Annotated in this window: 11 protein-coding genes; 2 read left to right on the forward strand and 9 right to left on the reverse strand. The window is 73.0% G+C overall.

Translation table 11 applies throughout. The features are described from left to right. Positions 1–54 precede the first annotated feature (54 nt). The 3 genes from ACIQE0_RS09375 to ACIQE0_RS09385 form a co-directional block, all read right to left on the reverse strand. Complete coding sequence (locus ACIQE0_RS09375) at positions 55–894, reverse strand: pyridoxamine 5'-phosphate oxidase family protein (protein WP_402330338.1); 840 nt, start codon at positions 892–894, stop codon at positions 55–57. A 94-nt stretch (positions 895–988) separates the two neighbouring features. Beyond that, on the reverse strand, positions 989–2809 hold the full coding sequence (locus ACIQE0_RS09380) for a globin domain-containing protein (RefSeq protein ID WP_402330183.1): 1821 nt from the start codon (positions 2807–2809) through the stop codon (positions 989–991). 457 nt (positions 2810–3266) lie between these two features. Beyond that, the gene (locus ACIQE0_RS09385) at positions 3267–3902 is read right to left on the reverse strand and encodes an HAD family hydrolase (RefSeq protein ID WP_402330184.1); all 636 of its coding nucleotides are present in this window, start codon (positions 3900–3902) and stop codon (positions 3267–3269) included. Positions 3903–4106: 204 nt separating this feature from the next. Between ACIQE0_RS09385 and ACIQE0_RS09390 the strand changes: the two genes are divergently transcribed. Further along, positions 4107–4559, forward strand: coding sequence for a GNAT family N-acetyltransferase (locus ACIQE0_RS09390; protein WP_366334919.1), 453 nt, complete (start codon positions 4107–4109; stop codon positions 4557–4559). Positions 4560–4572: 13 nt separating this feature from the next. On the opposite strand, the gene ACIQE0_RS09395 is transcribed toward ACIQE0_RS09390, so the two are convergent. The 6 genes from ACIQE0_RS09395 to dnaB all read right to left on the reverse strand — a co-directional run bounded on the left by ACIQE0_RS09395 (position 4573) and on the right by dnaB (position 12359). Beyond that, entirely contained in the window at positions 4573–5397 is an 825-nt protein-coding gene (locus ACIQE0_RS09395) for a TetR/AcrR family transcriptional regulator (protein WP_402330186.1), read from the reverse strand. Between the two features lie 488 nt (positions 5398–5885). Beyond that, on the reverse strand, positions 5886–7025 hold the full coding sequence (locus tag ACIQE0_RS09400; protein WP_402330188.1) for a pyridoxal-phosphate-dependent aminotransferase family protein: 1140 nt from the start codon (positions 7023–7025) through the stop codon (positions 5886–5888). Between the two features lie 195 nt (positions 7026–7220). Further along, the gene (locus ACIQE0_RS09405; RefSeq protein WP_402330190.1) at positions 7221–8636 is read right to left on the reverse strand and encodes a serine hydrolase domain-containing protein; all 1416 of its coding nucleotides are present in this window, start codon (positions 8634–8636) and stop codon (positions 7221–7223) included. Positions 8637–8864: 228 nt separating this feature from the next. Then, positions 8865–9581 carry a hypothetical protein gene (locus tag ACIQE0_RS09410; protein WP_402330192.1) on the reverse strand — a complete coding sequence of 239 codons (717 nt, stop codon included), beginning with the start codon at positions 9579–9581 and terminating at the stop codon, positions 8865–8867. Then, entirely contained in the window at positions 9574–10758 is a 1185-nt protein-coding gene (locus tag ACIQE0_RS09415) for a MerR family transcriptional regulator (protein ID WP_402330194.1), read from the reverse strand. The genes ACIQE0_RS09410 and ACIQE0_RS09415 overlap by 8 nt, the downstream gene beginning before the upstream one ends. A gap of 125 nt (positions 10759–10883) precedes the next feature. After that, positions 10884–12359, reverse strand: a complete 1476-nt coding sequence (dnaB, locus tag ACIQE0_RS09420; RefSeq protein ID WP_366334907.1) for a replicative DNA helicase — start codon at positions 12357–12359, stop codon at positions 10884–10886. A 460-nt stretch (positions 12360–12819) separates the two neighbouring features. On the opposite strand from dnaB, the gene ACIQE0_RS09425 reads away from it, so the two are divergent. Beyond that, a complete protein-coding gene (locus ACIQE0_RS09425; RefSeq protein WP_366334905.1) occupies positions 12820–14157 on the forward strand; it encodes an MATE family efflux transporter in 1338 nt (445 codons plus the stop codon). Positions 14158–14165: the final 8 nt, after the last annotated feature.

Consider the following 14165-nt stretch of genomic DNA (forward strand, 5'->3'; position numbering starts at 1 on the left):
GCTGGGCCGTGGGCCCACGGGCCCCTCGGGCAGACCCGGGGAGCCGGCTCCCGGTCAGCCGTCCCGGCGGTCGAACCAACCGCGGAACTCCGGTTCGTTCTCGGCCGACCGGCGCGGCCGGGCCCGTGCCAGCACCTTCTCGACCCGGTCGAGGAACTCCCCGTTCAGCTCCGCGGCCAGGTCGTCCCGCGCGGGCCGCCGCGAACCGGGCAGCGGCGCCGGGCCCGCTCCGGAGCCGGCGCCGGACGCGGGGATGTCCTCGTGCAGCCCGCCGCGCAGATGCTCCGTCCCCGGCTGCGGGCGCCGGAACGGCGGGCGCCGGTCCGCCTCGGCCGCGGCCCCGAAGAAGTCGCCGCCCTTGCGCCTGACGTCGTCGGTGCCCCAGGCCCGGGCCCGGCGCTCGGCCGCCGGGATCTTCTGCAGGTACGGGATGTGCTTGGCGCAGTGGATGTACGCCTCCTCGACCTCGACCGTCACCCACAGCTGCGCCCGCCGGCCCGGGACCGGGTCGACCGGCAGCTCCGGGTGATGGGCCCGCATCTCCTCGTCCAGGACCACCCGGGCCCGGCCGTTGACGTGCAGCCCTATCCGGTAGCGGGTGAAGTCGACCATGAGGAGGCCCAGCCGCGGGTTCTCGGAGAGGTTGCCGAGGGAGGCCATGACGCCGTTGCCGCGGTACTCCGGGTACGCCAGCTTCCGATCGCCCAGCACCTGCACGAAGCCGGGCGGCCCGGCCCGGAAGGTGGCGTCGCACTCGCCGTGCCGGTCCGCGGTGGACAGGAAGAACATCTCCTGACCGGCCACGAACTCCCGCATCCGCGCGTTGAGGTGGTCCAGGACCTGCTCCGCGTAGAAGCGGTCGGCACGCGCGGTCGTCCCGAGTCTCTGCTGCACCAGGTGCTCGCCGTCGCTCCCGGGCCGCTCCGCCGGCAGGCGCGGGCCCCGTTCCTCCGTCGCGCGGTCGTCTTCACCGTCTGCTGCCAAAACTTCAGTCTCCCGTCGGTACCAGCTCGTCGATGGAGTCGTGCCGTATCCGCTCGGTCGGGATGCCGACCCCCACCAGGGCCTCCACCCCGCTGCGGATCAGTCCCGGCGGACCGGAAAGGTATGCGTCGTACTCGCGGTACGGGCCGTACTGCCGCACGGCGTCGGGGAGTTGGCCCGTCAAGGTGCCCGGTCCGCCCCGGGTCGCCGGTCCGTCGGCGACGACCGGGCGGACGGAGAGCCAGGGATGGGCCTGCTCCAGCCGCAGCATGGTGTCGATGTCGTAGAGGTCGTGGTCGCTGCGGGCGCCGTAGAAGACCTCCACCGGACGCCGGGCGCCATGGCCGGCGATGTCCTCGATCAGCGCCTTGATGGGCGCGATGCCGGTGCCGCCGCCGACGCACAGCAGGCCGTTGCCCGTGGTGTGGTCGACGGTCATCGAGCCGGTGGGGCCGCCGATCCGCAGGACGTCACCGGGCCGGGCGCGGTGCACCAGCGCGTTGGAGACCCAGCCGGCCGGCACCGCCTTCACATGGAACGAGAGCAGGCCGTCGGAGCGCGGCGCCGAGGCGAAGGAGTAGTGCCGCCAGACCCGTGGCCACCACGGGGTCTCCAGGCTGGTGTACTGCCCGGCGCGGAACGGGTACGGCTGGTCCGGGCGGACCGTCACCACCGCGGTGTCGGAGGTGCGCAGCTCGTGCGCGACGACCTCGGCCTGCCACCAGGCCGGGGCGACCGCCTCGTCCTCGGCCGCCGCGTCGATCATGAACTGGGAGAGCGCGGTGTACGAGCGCACCCACGCGCCCTCCGCCTCCGGGCCCCAACTGGCCGGGGCGTAACGGGAGAGCGCGCTCAGCAGGCACTCGCCAACCGCCGGATAGTGGTCGGACAGGGTGCCGTACTTGCGGTGTCCGCGGCCGAGGTGGGCGAGGTACTGGCCGAGCACCTCGGAGTTGTCGATGTGCTTGGCGGTGGTGAGCAGCGCCTTGAAGAGCCGGTCGCGCTGGGTGTCCATCGAGGCGGGGAACAGCGCCCGCAGATCGGGGTGCCGGACGAACAGCAGCGCGTAGAAGTACGCGGTGACCTTGTCGGCGATGGGCTCGATCTCGGCCAGGGTGCGCCGGATGAGCACCGCGTCGGGCGAGGCCGCCGCGTCGGACGAGCCGAGAGTTTCCAGAGCGGCGAGGGAGGGTCCGGCTGCGGGCGGGGCCGGAGCCGGGGCCGGGGCCGGGGCCGGGGCCAGGGTCGGAGCCGGAGCCGGAGCCGGGGTCGGAGCCGGAGTCGGTGCGGAAGGGGCCGACGGGGCGGCGGGGGCGGTCGGGCGCGGGGAGTCCACAGGGGCCGAGGGGAGGGAGGCGGGCTCCGACGCGTGGGGGCCGAAGGGGCCGACGCCGTCGAACGGCGTCCACCCTGCGGGCTCGTGGACCGGCTCCGGCTCCCGCTCCGGCTCGGGGCGCGGGACGGCGGGCGCGGGCCGCTCGGGGCGGGCTGCGGTGCCGGGCTGCCGGGCCGCCTCCCACGGGGCGGGCGGGCCCTGCCGAGGCACCCACCGCGGCACCCGCTGCGGCTCCGGCTCGCGCTCCCGACCGGCGGCGGTACCCACCGGGCGCACCGGGTTCACGGGCCGGCCGGGCAGCCGCTCGGATTCGGGGCGTTCACCCGGCTCATTACCCTCGCCCGGCGTCGATTGCCGCCCGTCCTGGTTGTTTTGCCGCTCCTGCTGATCTCCGGAAGGCTTTTTCGCCGGCGGAGTGAACCAGCCCCAATCGCCACGGTTGCCGTCAGGAGAGCCACTATCGGCCGACGTGGTGGTCGGAGCATCCATGGTCTGCCTCGCCTCAAACGTCTTTTGGTTGCCTCTTTGCCGTTCCGTCGACCGGAACCGCCCGGAATTCCCCCACCCTGCCGGAATTCTTCGTCGCCTCAGGCGATTCCGGCAACAGACCCTAAAGCAGACATCGTTCACTTCCTCACAGCAAACGGTGCGCATGCCGTCTCGTCAGCATGCCACCCCACCTCACCACGCCGGACAAACAGTCGGAAGTCGGGGTCATCCGGGCCGCTTCCCGGCTGGGCTGACGAGCTTTGCCCACCGGCCACGCCCCCACGAAGACCCTCACCCCCGCCGAGCCGGACTCGACCATACCGACAGTAGTTGAAACCACAACCCCCGATCCGAGTACCCCCGGAGCGCCCTGCCGATATCCGTGATCCTCCCCACGCAGGACAATTACCGTCCGCGCGGCGGCCGAATCCACCGGGGAAAGACTTACCCCACCGAATTACCCTCCGGTGCGCACCAGTTCGTATGCCTCCCGCAGATCACGCCCCCCGTACGCATACGTCGCCAGGCCGCTGACATGGTGATCCGCATTCACCGCCACCGACTCCGGCACCACCGCGAAGAGTCCGGCGTCGGACAAGGAGTCGCCGTACGCCACACAGTCCCCCCGGCTCAGCCCGTACCGCGCACACAGGTCGTCCGCGATCCGCACCTTCGCTGACGACGAGAGGATGCCGGACGGTTCCAACGGCTCACGGATCGGCACCGCCGGCCAACGGGAGCCGTGCGCGGTGTCGACCCCCCAGGCCAGCAGCCGCTCGACGAAGAAACCGGGCGAGAGGGAGATCACGGCGCATCGCTCGCCCCGGGCCCGGATGTCGGCCCAGACCTCCCGGATACCGGCCAGCCACGGCGCGCCCTCGAAGGCCGCCGCCACCTGGACCTCGGTCAGGTCGGCGGCCCACAGCGCGCACGCCCGCCGCGCAAAGCCCGCCGGGGTCAGCGCACCCTCCGCGAACGCCCGCTCCAGCTCGGCGATCTCCCGCTCCAGCCCCAGCTGACGGGAGATCTCGACGGCGGCAGCGGACCCGTGGAGCAGGGTTCCGTCCATGTCGAACAGATGCAGCTTGGTCATGGGCGGAGCCTAGGACGCGTCCACGGCCGCCGTCGTCCCCCGCGGACCGGTCCGTACGCACCACCGCGTATGCGCGGACGCTCCCGCCGCCAGCCGCACCGCCCGGGGCATCCGCGTCACCACGCCGGCCCCGCTCCCTCCGCGCTTCCGGCGATCGGTCGGAACCCCTGGGCACTCCCGCCCGCACGGCATAGGGTCCCGCCCATGAGCGATCTTGAGATACGGCGCGCCACCGAGGACGACCTCTCGGCCATCGTCGCGATGCTGGCCGACGACCCCCTGGGCGCCACCCGCGAGTCCCCCGACGACCTCACGCCCTACCGCGCCGCGTTCGCCGTCCTGGACGCCGATCCGCACCAGCACCTGGTCGTCGCCGAGCGCGCCGGCCGGGTGGTCGGCACCCTCCAACTCACGGTGATCCCCGGTCTCTCCCGGCGCGGCGCCACGCGCTCGATCATCGAGGCGGTGCGGGTCCACGCCGACGAACGCGGGGCCGGCCTGGGCACCGACCTCATCGAATGGGCGATCACCCAGTCCCGGGACCTCGGCTGCCGGCTCGTCCAGCTCACCTCCGACGCCACCCGGGTCGACGCGCACCGCTTCTACGAGCGGCTCGGTTTTGAGGCGTCCCACCTCGGCTTCAAACTCGCGCTCTGACGCCGGGCCGCGGTCAGCGAGGGGCCGGGGGAGCGGCGCGGCGGGCACGGTGGGCCCTCTGCCGGCAGGCGCCGCCGCAGTACCGCGCGGGCCGCCCGGTGCGCGCCGCCGCAAGCGCCGCACCGCACACCACACACTGGGTTTCGTTACGCTCCGGGCCCGCGTCCGGCAGTTTCGTCACGTCCCGGCCGGCGCGGAGCCCATCGAGTATCAGCGCCGTCATCCGGCCCGCCGGCACCTCCCCGGCCTCCGCGCCCGCTCCCGCCGGCCCCCGCCCCGCCGACCGTTGGCGCTCCATCGCCAGACACCCGGTCAGCAGCACACGGACGTCGTCCAGATCGACGTCCGCCCTTACCGCGCCCGCCTGTTGAGCCCGTGCGAGAAGGACACCGAGGGCCACCAGGAACTCCAGCTCCGGGGCCGCCGACTCCTCCTCCGCCGCGCCCGGGCCCTGTTCCCCGGTCGCCTCCAGCACCTCGCACAGTGCCCGGTTGGGGGCGGCCAGCCGCACCACCGACGCCAGAAAACGGAAGAACACCTCGCCGGGGTCGTCCGCATCGGTCAAGTCCCCCGCGGCATCGGCGAACAGCCGCATCCGGTCCCTGACCGCCGCCCGGAAGAGGGCTTCCTTGGAGGGGAAATGGCGGTACACGGTCCCTGCACCGACCCCGGCACGCCGGGCGACCTCATCGAGCGAGACTCCCAACCCCCCTTCCCCGAAGGCAGATTGGGCCGCCTGGAGCACCAGCGCGCGATTCCGCCGGGCATCCGCACGCGGGGCCGCCGACCGGCTCTCCGCCCTCCACACACCTGCTGGTACCACCGAGCTCCTTCGCACTCCGCACCCCGGAGATCAACCGGGCCGACCGTCCTTCACACCCCGGAGGTCAACCGGGCTGATCGTTCCGATTCTATGAGGGCGTTAAAACACGCGTACGGGTCGCCACGCTGGGCGGCGACCAGAGCGGAAGAGCTGGTGGGGTGGGTGGGGCCGACGGAGCGCGGGGCGGCCGGGGGGGCGGGACGCCCGGGACCAGGCGGCTCGGGGACGGCAGCCGGCGACGACGAGAACGCGGGACACCTACGGAGACGAGGACGCGGGGCGACGGCGGCGAGACGGCGACGAGGCGGTGGCGGGGGACGATGGCACGGGCTCCGGGCGCGCAGCAGCACACGGCGGGTGGCGGACGACTGGCCGCCAGCGGCACCGCACGCAGCAAAAAGGGTGTGGTCCGTTTCACGTGAAACAGACCACACCTGGGCCCCTCTGTCGAGGGCGCGTCCGACGGCCGAGGGCCGTCCGACGGGTCAGTGGAACGGCACGGCTCAGGCCGCGGCGATGGCCTCATCCCATGCCGCACCGGCCGCACCGGCCGCCGCCTCCTCGTCGACCGTGACGCCCAGCGTCCGCAGACCGGCCGCCAGCGCCGCCAGCGCGGCGAGCACCACCGCGCGGTCCGCGGCCCGCCCGTAGTGGTTCACCCTGATCATCTCCGCGGCCAGCGCGCCGGCGGCGGCCTGTACCGGGACCGAACCATCGGCGGCGAGCGCCGCGGACACCACCTCACGGGCATCCATCCCGGCCGGTGCGCGCAGCGTGGTGGCGGCCGGCGCCGCGTGCTCGTCCCGGATCACATACGACGCCGACCCGCCGAGCACCGCGACGCCCGCCCGGACCGCCGCGGCGGCCGCCCGGTGGCGGGCGATGACCGTGTCCAGCCCTTCCTTCTCGATCCGGTCCACGGCCTGCTCCAGCGCCAGCATCTCCAGCTGCGCCGGGGCGTGCGGAAGGGCGGTGCGACCGGCGTCGATCCAGCGCTCCTTCCAGTCCAGCAGCGAGAGGTAGGAGCGCCGCGGCGCCTGCTCGTTGGCCGCGATGCGCTCCCAGGCGCGGGCGCTCACCGACACCGCGGAGACCCCGGCCGGGCCGGCCAACGCCTTCTGGCCGCCGATGACGCACAGGTCCACTCCCCACTCGTCGGTGAGCAGCGGCTCGGCACCCACGGAAGCGACCGCGTCGAGCATCAGCAGCGCACCGTGCTCCCGCACCACGGCACCGATCTCGGCGACCGGGTTGGTGTTGCCGGTCGCCGCCTCGGCGTGCACCAGGCTCACAAAGTCGATCTCGGGGTGCTCCCGCAGCGCGTCCGCCACCTGCTCGGGGCTGACCGCGCCGGTGAAGGGCGCGCTGATGGTGATCACCTCGGCGCCGCAGGACCGCAGCCAGCCGCCGAACGTCTCACCGTAGGGACCGGTGATGATGTTGAGCGCGGTGCTCCCGGGCCGCACGGCCGAGCGGATGCACGCCTCCAGGGGCAGCAGCGCCTCGCCCTGCGTCGTCACGACATCGCAGCGGGTGCGCATCAGGGCCGCGACCTTGTCCTCGATCCGCGCGAAACGGGCGGCGTCGAGCGGAGGCAGGTCGAGCAGAACCGGGGCGTCGGCGTTCGCAGTCACGGCAGTCACAGTGGCCTTCCAGCGGTAGCGAGCCGCGCACTGCGGCGGCTCCTGACATCTCGCTCGACTGTACGTCCGCCTGTCCGCCCCCGTCGGACGGGCCCGAGTCCTCGCCCTGGCCCGACTCGCCCACGAGAAGCGGGCCGCCCGGTCGACGGCCCGCCTCCCATTCCTCGCCGCCGCGTCAGGCGCGCCGCAACTCGCTCACACGCCCCGCCAGCCGTCGGGGTCCACTCCGCCCGGCACCGGTCCCGCCGGCTCGTACGGCCCGCGGGTGAAGACGAAGGTCCCGAGGTCGAGGTGGGTGACCGTGCCGTCCGGCGCACGCTTCGCCCGGAGCGTCTCGCCCGCGTAGTAGCCGTCCAGCCCCGTCCAGGTGCCATCGGCCTCTGCCCGGAAGCGCGAGGTGCGCCCACCGCCGGTGAGCGTGATCAACTCCAGCCCCTGCCCGTCCAGCAACCGCAGCGCGAACGGGCTCGCGCCCCAGTACCAGGGTCCGGTTAGGGCCAGCAGTTCCTCGTCCACCGGGCCCGGCAGCGGACGCCACGGCTCCGGGATCCTCGGCTCGTGGCGCGCGACGGTCTCCAGGAAGTCGGCCGCCACCGCGCTGATCGGCACCCCCCAGGTGCAGTTCGCCAGCGCGAGCGCCGCCGTGTCCTGCTCCCGGTCGACCCACAGCACCGCGAGGAACCCCGGCATCGACCCGGTGTGGCCGGCGAGCCGGCGGCCGCTCGCTCGCATGAGCTGCGTCCCCAGGCCGTACCCCGCGTCCCAGCCGTCGCTCTCCGGCGGCACCGCGGGGGTCTGCATCTCGGCCAGACTCGCCGCGTTCAGCACCCGCTCGTCGCCCCGCAGCAGGAACGCCGCCCACCGGCACAGATCCTCCACCGTGGACCACAACTGCCCCGCCGGGCCCATCAAACCGGTGTCGTGCGCGGGTTCCGGCAGCATCACGTTGGCCCACGGGTGGACCGCCCAGCCGCCCGCATGCGGCGCCTCCGGCTGGAGCGTCGTCCGGGCCATGCCCAAGGGCTCCAGCACCTCGCGCCGCAGGACCTCGCCCCACGGCGTCCCGTCCCGCAACCGCTCGACGAGCGCGCCGAGCACCGCATAGCCGGGATTGGAGTAGTGGTGCCGCCGCCCCGCCGGATGCAGCCGCGGCCGTTCACCGAACAGGTCGGTCGGCTCGGGGCGCAACTCACCGGAGGTCCGCTCCCACCACGGCCCGCGCGACTCCGCCGCCAACCCGGCACTGTGCGACAGGAGTTGGGCTATCGTCGCCTCCGGTGCCGGGACGTCCTTCAGATAGCTCCCGATGGGATCGTCCAGCCGCAGCAGCCCCTCATCCCGCAGCCGCAGCACCAGCACGGCCACAAAGTTCTTGGTCAACGAGCCGATCCGGTACTGCACATCGCCGTGCGGCGCCGCCCCGTCCACCGCGCCCCGGGCCCCTGCCCAGACCACCCGGCCGCCGCGGACCACCGCCCCCATCATCGACGGCGCCCGCCCTTCGGCCTGCGCAACCGCCAGCCGCCGCAGCAGCGCCCGCCGGGTGTGCGGCATCAACTCCGCGTAATCCTCGGCTACTTCGACGACGGTTCCGCCTCGCGGAACCACCATGCGCACCCCGCCTTCACTCGGCTCGGGCTCCTGCGACTCCGCCGACTCCACGACCGTCATGACGCTCCCCAATGAGACTTCCCGCCCGAACCAGCTCGGCCGGCCCATGTCAGCGGCGAACGACGTCCGCCGCGTCGCCATCCTGCCTGCCCACAGCCGGCAACGCCGCAACGTTTCACGTGAAACGACCGCACGCGCCGCAGTCCGGTGTTTCACGTGAAACACCGCTCACCGCGCCGCCAGCGCCCCCATCGCGTCCTCCAACACGGTCTGCTCGTCGTCGGGAAGCCAACGCGCCGCATGCACCATGTGCAGCGCACTCCGCAGACGCACCCGGTCCTCGTCCGTCCCCAGGAAGCCCAGATACGCCGGCAGCGTCAGCCCCAGCGCCTTGAGATCACCCCGCCCGCACCAGCGCGCGAACAGTTCCCGCAGGGGCCCTTCGGCCTCCTCGCGCACGCCCCCTCGGGCCGCGGCAGCCTCATCCCCCTCGACCGCCGTCGCAGCCGCGGTCTCCCGCAGCCCCTCCGCGACGGCGAACCGGTTCCAGTCGCCGTACTGGCCCTCGGGCGCATCGGCCGCCCGCTCCGCCGCGAGCACGAAGTACCGGTGTGCGGCGGCACGTTGGCCGAGTTCCCGGTGTGCGTTCCCCATGTTGATGTACAGCGACGGATAGAAGCCCTGCACCCGTGCGTCCCCGACCCGGTCGGCGCGGTCCAGGCACTCCTGGTTCCAGCGCAGCGTCTGCTCCGCCGAGTCCTGGTGCCGCGCCAAGTAGTGCGCGGCGATGCACGCTTCGTAGTCGTCGCGGGCACCATCCCACGCCTGCTGGAAGAGCTCCCGCGCCGCGTCGGCGCGGCCCTCCGCCTCAGCCTGCATGCCCGCCACGCACAGCCGCACCACCGGCAGTTCCGGATCCATCCGCCCGCTCTCCCCCTCAGCCATGGCTCGCTCCCGCCGTCCGACCCGCCGTGCCGTCTCCGCTTCCGCCGACCCGCACGGGCATCACCACCGTCGTGAAACTGCCCTGGTCCGCGGAGCGCACGACGACCGGCTGGTCCGCCGCCGCGATCTCCAGCAAGGCATCGGGCCCCACGCCCGCCTCCAGCACCGGCACCAGAACCGCCGGGTCGAAGGCGATCCGCAGCCCGCGCCCGGTCCGCACCGCGCGCAGCCGCACGGGCTCGGCCTCCCCGCCCGACACCTCCAGCGTCCCGTCCGCGGTGCCCTCCGCACCGAGCCCGAACGCCAGCGACACCGCTCCGCCGCTCCGCTCCGCCACCGCGTCCCGCAGACCTGCCCGGTCCACGATCAGCCGGTGACGGGCGGCGGCCAGCCCCGCCAGCATCAGCCGGTAGTCCGGGAACTCCCCCGGCTCGCCCGCTCCGGCGGCCGGCGCGTCGAGGTCCCAGCACTCCTCACCGCTCCGCAGCCGCACCCGCGCGACGCCCGAAGCATCCGCAGCGTCCGGGAAGCACTCGACGTCGACCGCCGGCTGCCGCATCGCCCACGCGGCCATCCGCCGTGCGTGGTCCGCCGCGATCAGCACCCTCCGTCGGCCGCCCGCACCGTGCTCCGGCCGCAGCACCCGCACCGCAAGCCGATAGCGATCGGTGGCCACCAACCGCACCTCCCCGTCGGCGAGTTCGAGCAGCACGCACCCGAGCACCGGAAACTCCGCGGCCGTCCCACCGGTCGCCGCCGCGGGCCCCACCTGCCGCACCGCACTGGCGAGTTCCGGCCCGTCCACCCGTGCCCGCGCCGTGCCGCCGGAATGTCCGGGGTCCCCGGCCGCCTCGCTCAGGAAGCCCTCCACCACCGCCCGCGCCTCGTCCGCCGCCCGCCGCGTCCGCTCCAGGTGGGCCCGCAGCACGTCCCGCGCCGCGTCCTTCGGCCCGTCCAGCACGGACTCGACGTCCAGCAACGGCAGCCCCGCGGCCCGCAGTTGCCGAAGCCGCACCGCCCGTGCCACCTGCCCGGCCCCATAGCGCCGATACCCCGTGGTGGCGTCCACCCGGTCCGGCCGCAGCACCCCGCAGTCGTCGTAGAAGCGCAACGCGCTCGGCGCCAACCCCACGCGGCGGGCGAACGCGCCGATGCCCAACAGTTCCCCGTCGTCCATGGCCGCGATTGTCGGGCTTCGACCAACCTGAAGGTCAAACCCCCGCCGGCCGCGGGTGCGCAGTCGGCCGCGGGCGAGCGTGCCGTGCGGGGCGGCCGCACCCTCCGCGGGGGCCGCCCCTCACCTCACGTCTGTGCCATGTCCACGAAGCGCGAGTAGTGGCCCTGGAAGGCCACGGTGATCGTCGCCGTGGGGCCGTTACGGTGCTTCGCCACGATCAGATCGGCCTCACCGGCCCGCGGCGACTCCTTCTCGTAGGCGTCCTCGCGGTGCAGCAGGATGACCATGTCGGCGTCCTGCTCGATGGAACCGGACTCACGCAGGTCGGAGACCATCGGCTTCTTGTCCGTGCGCTGCTCGGGACCACGGTTCAGCTGCGAGAGCGCGATCACCGGGAGCTCCAGCTCCTTGGCGAGCAGCTTGAGGTTACGAGACATGTCCGAGACCTCCTGCTGACGGCTCTCGGCGCGCTTGGAGCCGCCGGACTGCATCAGCTGGAGGTAGTCGATGACGACCAGCTTCAGTTCGTTCCGCTGCTTCAGCCGCCGGCATTTGGCGCGGATCTCCATCATCGACAGGTTCGGCGAGTCGTCGATGTAGAGCGGGGCCGCCGAGACGTCCGGCATGCGGCGCGCCAGCCGCGTCCAGTCGTCGTCCGTCATGCTGCCGGACCGCATGTGGTGCAGCGCCACCCGCGCCTCGGCGGACAGCAGACGCATCGCGATCTCGTTGCGCCCCATTTCGAGCGAGAAGATCACGCTCGGCAGGTTGTTCTTGATCGAGCAGGCCCGCGCGAAGTCCAGCGCCAGCGTCGACTTACCCATGGCCGGACGGGCCGCGATCACGATCATCTGGCCCGGGTGCAGGCCGTTGGTCAGCGCGTCGAGGTCGGTGAAGCCGGTCGGCACGCCGGTCATCTGGCCCTGGCGCGAGCCGATCGCCTCGATCTCGTCGAGCGCGCCCTCCATGATCTCGCCGAGCGGCAGATAGTCCTCGCTGGTCCGCTGCTCGGTGACGGCGTAGATCTCCGCCTGGGCCTTGTTGACGATCTCGTCGACGTCGCCGTCGGCGGCGTATCCCATCTGCGTGATCCGGGTGCCGGCCTCGACGAGGCGGCGGAGCACGGCCCGCTCGTGGACGATCTCCGCGTAGTACTCGGCGTTGGCGGCCGTCGGTACGGACTGCACCAGGGTGTGCAGATACGAGGCGCCGCCGACCCGGCCGATCTCGCCGCGCTTGGTGAGCTCGGCGGCGATGGTGATCGGGTCGGCCGGCTCGCCCTTGGCGTACAGGTCGAGGATCGCCTGGTAGATCAGCTCGTGGGCGGGGCGGTAGAAGTCCTCGCCCTTGAGGACCTCCACGACATCGGCGATGGCGTCCTTGGAGAGCAGCATGCCGCCGAGCACGGACTGCTCGGCATCCAGGTCCTGCGGGGGGACGCGCTCGAAGCTGCCGTTCCAGGAGCCGCCGTCGTCGTCGCGGTCCGGGCGGTCGCCCCGGCCCCGGCCCTTGCCGTCGCCCCGACGGGAGCGGGCGGCCGGCAGCAGGTCGCTCGGACCGGAGTCCGCCCAAGGGTCGTCCATGGGCTCGGGAATGCTCACCCCGGCACCTCCTCCCGTCCGCGACGCGGACCTTGCTGTGCGGTTCTTTCTTACGGCACAGCCCTGACAATCGAGACGCCCGACTCCGGTTGCGGCGCGTCGAGTTCGGACGGGGTCTCCTGGCCGGAACAGGCGGCGGGTGCCGGACCACGGTAGGCCCGCGCGCACCGTCCGCCAATCTGGTTATCCACAGGCCGTGTGGATGACTGCCCCATAGCTGTGGAGAACTCCCCGGATCCTGTGCACGGCCTGGGGGAAACTTCTGTGGACAAGCACACAATCACGCCACCCGCATGCCCCTGACCTGGGCTTTCCTCATCCATAGGCTGTGGGGAAGAAAAACTTCGGCAACCTGTTCATGATCGTCGCAAACAGCACACGGAAGACACCTCCGCAGAGCGGAAAGTAAGGATCACAACACAGTTGCATCTCTTACCTGTGGACGATTAGATTGCCACTCATGACACAGGCCACCGCGACGCCATGGCGCGCCCTCCGCCGCCATGACCGCGAGATCCTCGCTTTGGCCCTGCCCGCCTTCGGCTCCCTGGTCGCCGAACCGCTCTTCGTCATGGTCGACAGCGCCGTCATCGGCCACCTCGGCACCCGCCAGCTCGCCGGCCTCGGCGTCGCCGCCGCCCTCCTCACAACCGCCGTCTCCGTCTTCGTCTTCCTCGCCTACGCCACCACCGCCGCGGTCGCCCGCCGGGCCGGCGCCGGCGACCTGCCCGCGGCGATACGCCAGGGCATGGACGGCATCTGGCTCGCCCTGCTCCTCGGCGCGGCCGTCATCGCCGTCGTCCTGCCCACCGCCCCCTGGCTCGTCGAAGCCTTCGGCGCCTCCCCCGGCGCCGCCCCGTACGCCACGACGTATCTGCGGATCAGCGCGCTCGGCATCCCCGCGATGCTGGTCGTGCTCGCCGCCACCGGAGTCCTGCGCGGCCTCCAGGACACCAGGACTCCGCTGTACGTCGCCATCGGCGGCTTCACCGCCAACGCCGGCCTCAACGCCGCACTGGTCTACCTCGCCGGACTCGGCATCGCCGGCTCCGCCTGGGGAACGGTCATCGCCCAGTGCGGCATGGCCGCCGCCTACCTCGTCGTGGTGGTCCGCGGCGCCCGCCGCCACGGCGCCTCGCTGCGCCCGGACGCCGCCGGGATCCGCGCCTGCGCCCAGGCCGGCGTCCCGCTGCTGATCCGCACACTCTCGCTGCGCGCGGTGCTGATGATCGCCACCGCCGTCGCCGCCCGGCTCGGCGACGCCGAGGTCGCCGCCCACCAGATCGTGCTGTCCCTCTGGTCCCTCCTGGCCTTCGCGCTGGACGCCATCGCGATCGCCGGACAGGCCATCATCGGGCGCTACCTCGGCTCCGGGGACCGGGACGGCGCCCGGGCCGCCTGCCGACGGATGGTCCAGTGGGGCATCGCCTCCGGCCTCGTCCTCGGCCTGCTGGTGGTCCTCGCCCGGCCGGTCTTCATCCCCCTGTTCACCACCGACCCCGCCGTCCAGGGCCCGCTGCTCACCACGCTCCTGGTCATCGCGGTCACCCAGCCGATCTCCGGCGTCGTCTTCATCCTCGACGGAGTCCTCATGGGCGCGGGGGACGGGCCCTACCTCGCCGGGGCGATGGTGGTGACGCTTGCCGCGTTCGTCCCGGCCGCCCTGGCCGTCCCGGCCCTCGGCGGCGGCCTGGTCGCCCTGTGGTGGGCGATGGCCCTCATGATGACGGTCCGGATGCTGACGCTGTGGCTGCGCGCCCGCTCCGGGCGGTGGATTGTGACCGGGGCCTCCCGTTGAAGCACCTG

The organism is Streptomyces sp. NPDC093097 (assembly GCF_044754325.1).
GTDB lineage: Bacteria > Actinomycetota > Actinomycetes > Streptomycetales > Streptomycetaceae > Streptomyces.

Excerpts from the sequence above, each read along its gene's own strand:
- ACIQE0_RS09380 (WP_402330183.1), bottom strand. The coding sequence starts at position 2,809 with ATGGATGCTCCGACCACCACGTCGGCCGATAGTGGCTCTCCTGACGGC.
- ACIQE0_RS09390 (WP_366334919.1), top strand. The coding sequence starts at position 4,107 with ATGAGCGATCTTGAGATACGGCGCGCCACCGAGGACGACCTCTCGGCC.
- ACIQE0_RS09405 (WP_402330190.1), bottom strand. The coding sequence starts at position 8,636 with ATGGTGGTTCCGCGAGGCGGAACCGTCGTCGAAGTAGCCGAGGATTAC.
- ACIQE0_RS09410 (WP_402330192.1), bottom strand. The coding sequence starts at position 9,581 with ATGGCTGAGGGGGAGAGCGGGCGGATGGATCCGGAACTGCCGGTGGTG.
- ACIQE0_RS09415 (WP_402330194.1), bottom strand. The coding sequence starts at position 10,758 with ATGGACGACGGGGAACTGTTGGGCATCGGCGCGTTCGCCCGCCGCGTG.
- ACIQE0_RS09385 (WP_402330184.1), bottom strand. The coding sequence starts at position 3,902 with ATGACCAAGCTGCATCTGTTCGACATGGACGGAACCCTGCTCCACGGG.
- ACIQE0_RS09425 (WP_366334905.1), top strand. The coding sequence starts at position 12,820 with ATGACACAGGCCACCGCGACGCCATGGCGCGCCCTCCGCCGCCATGAC.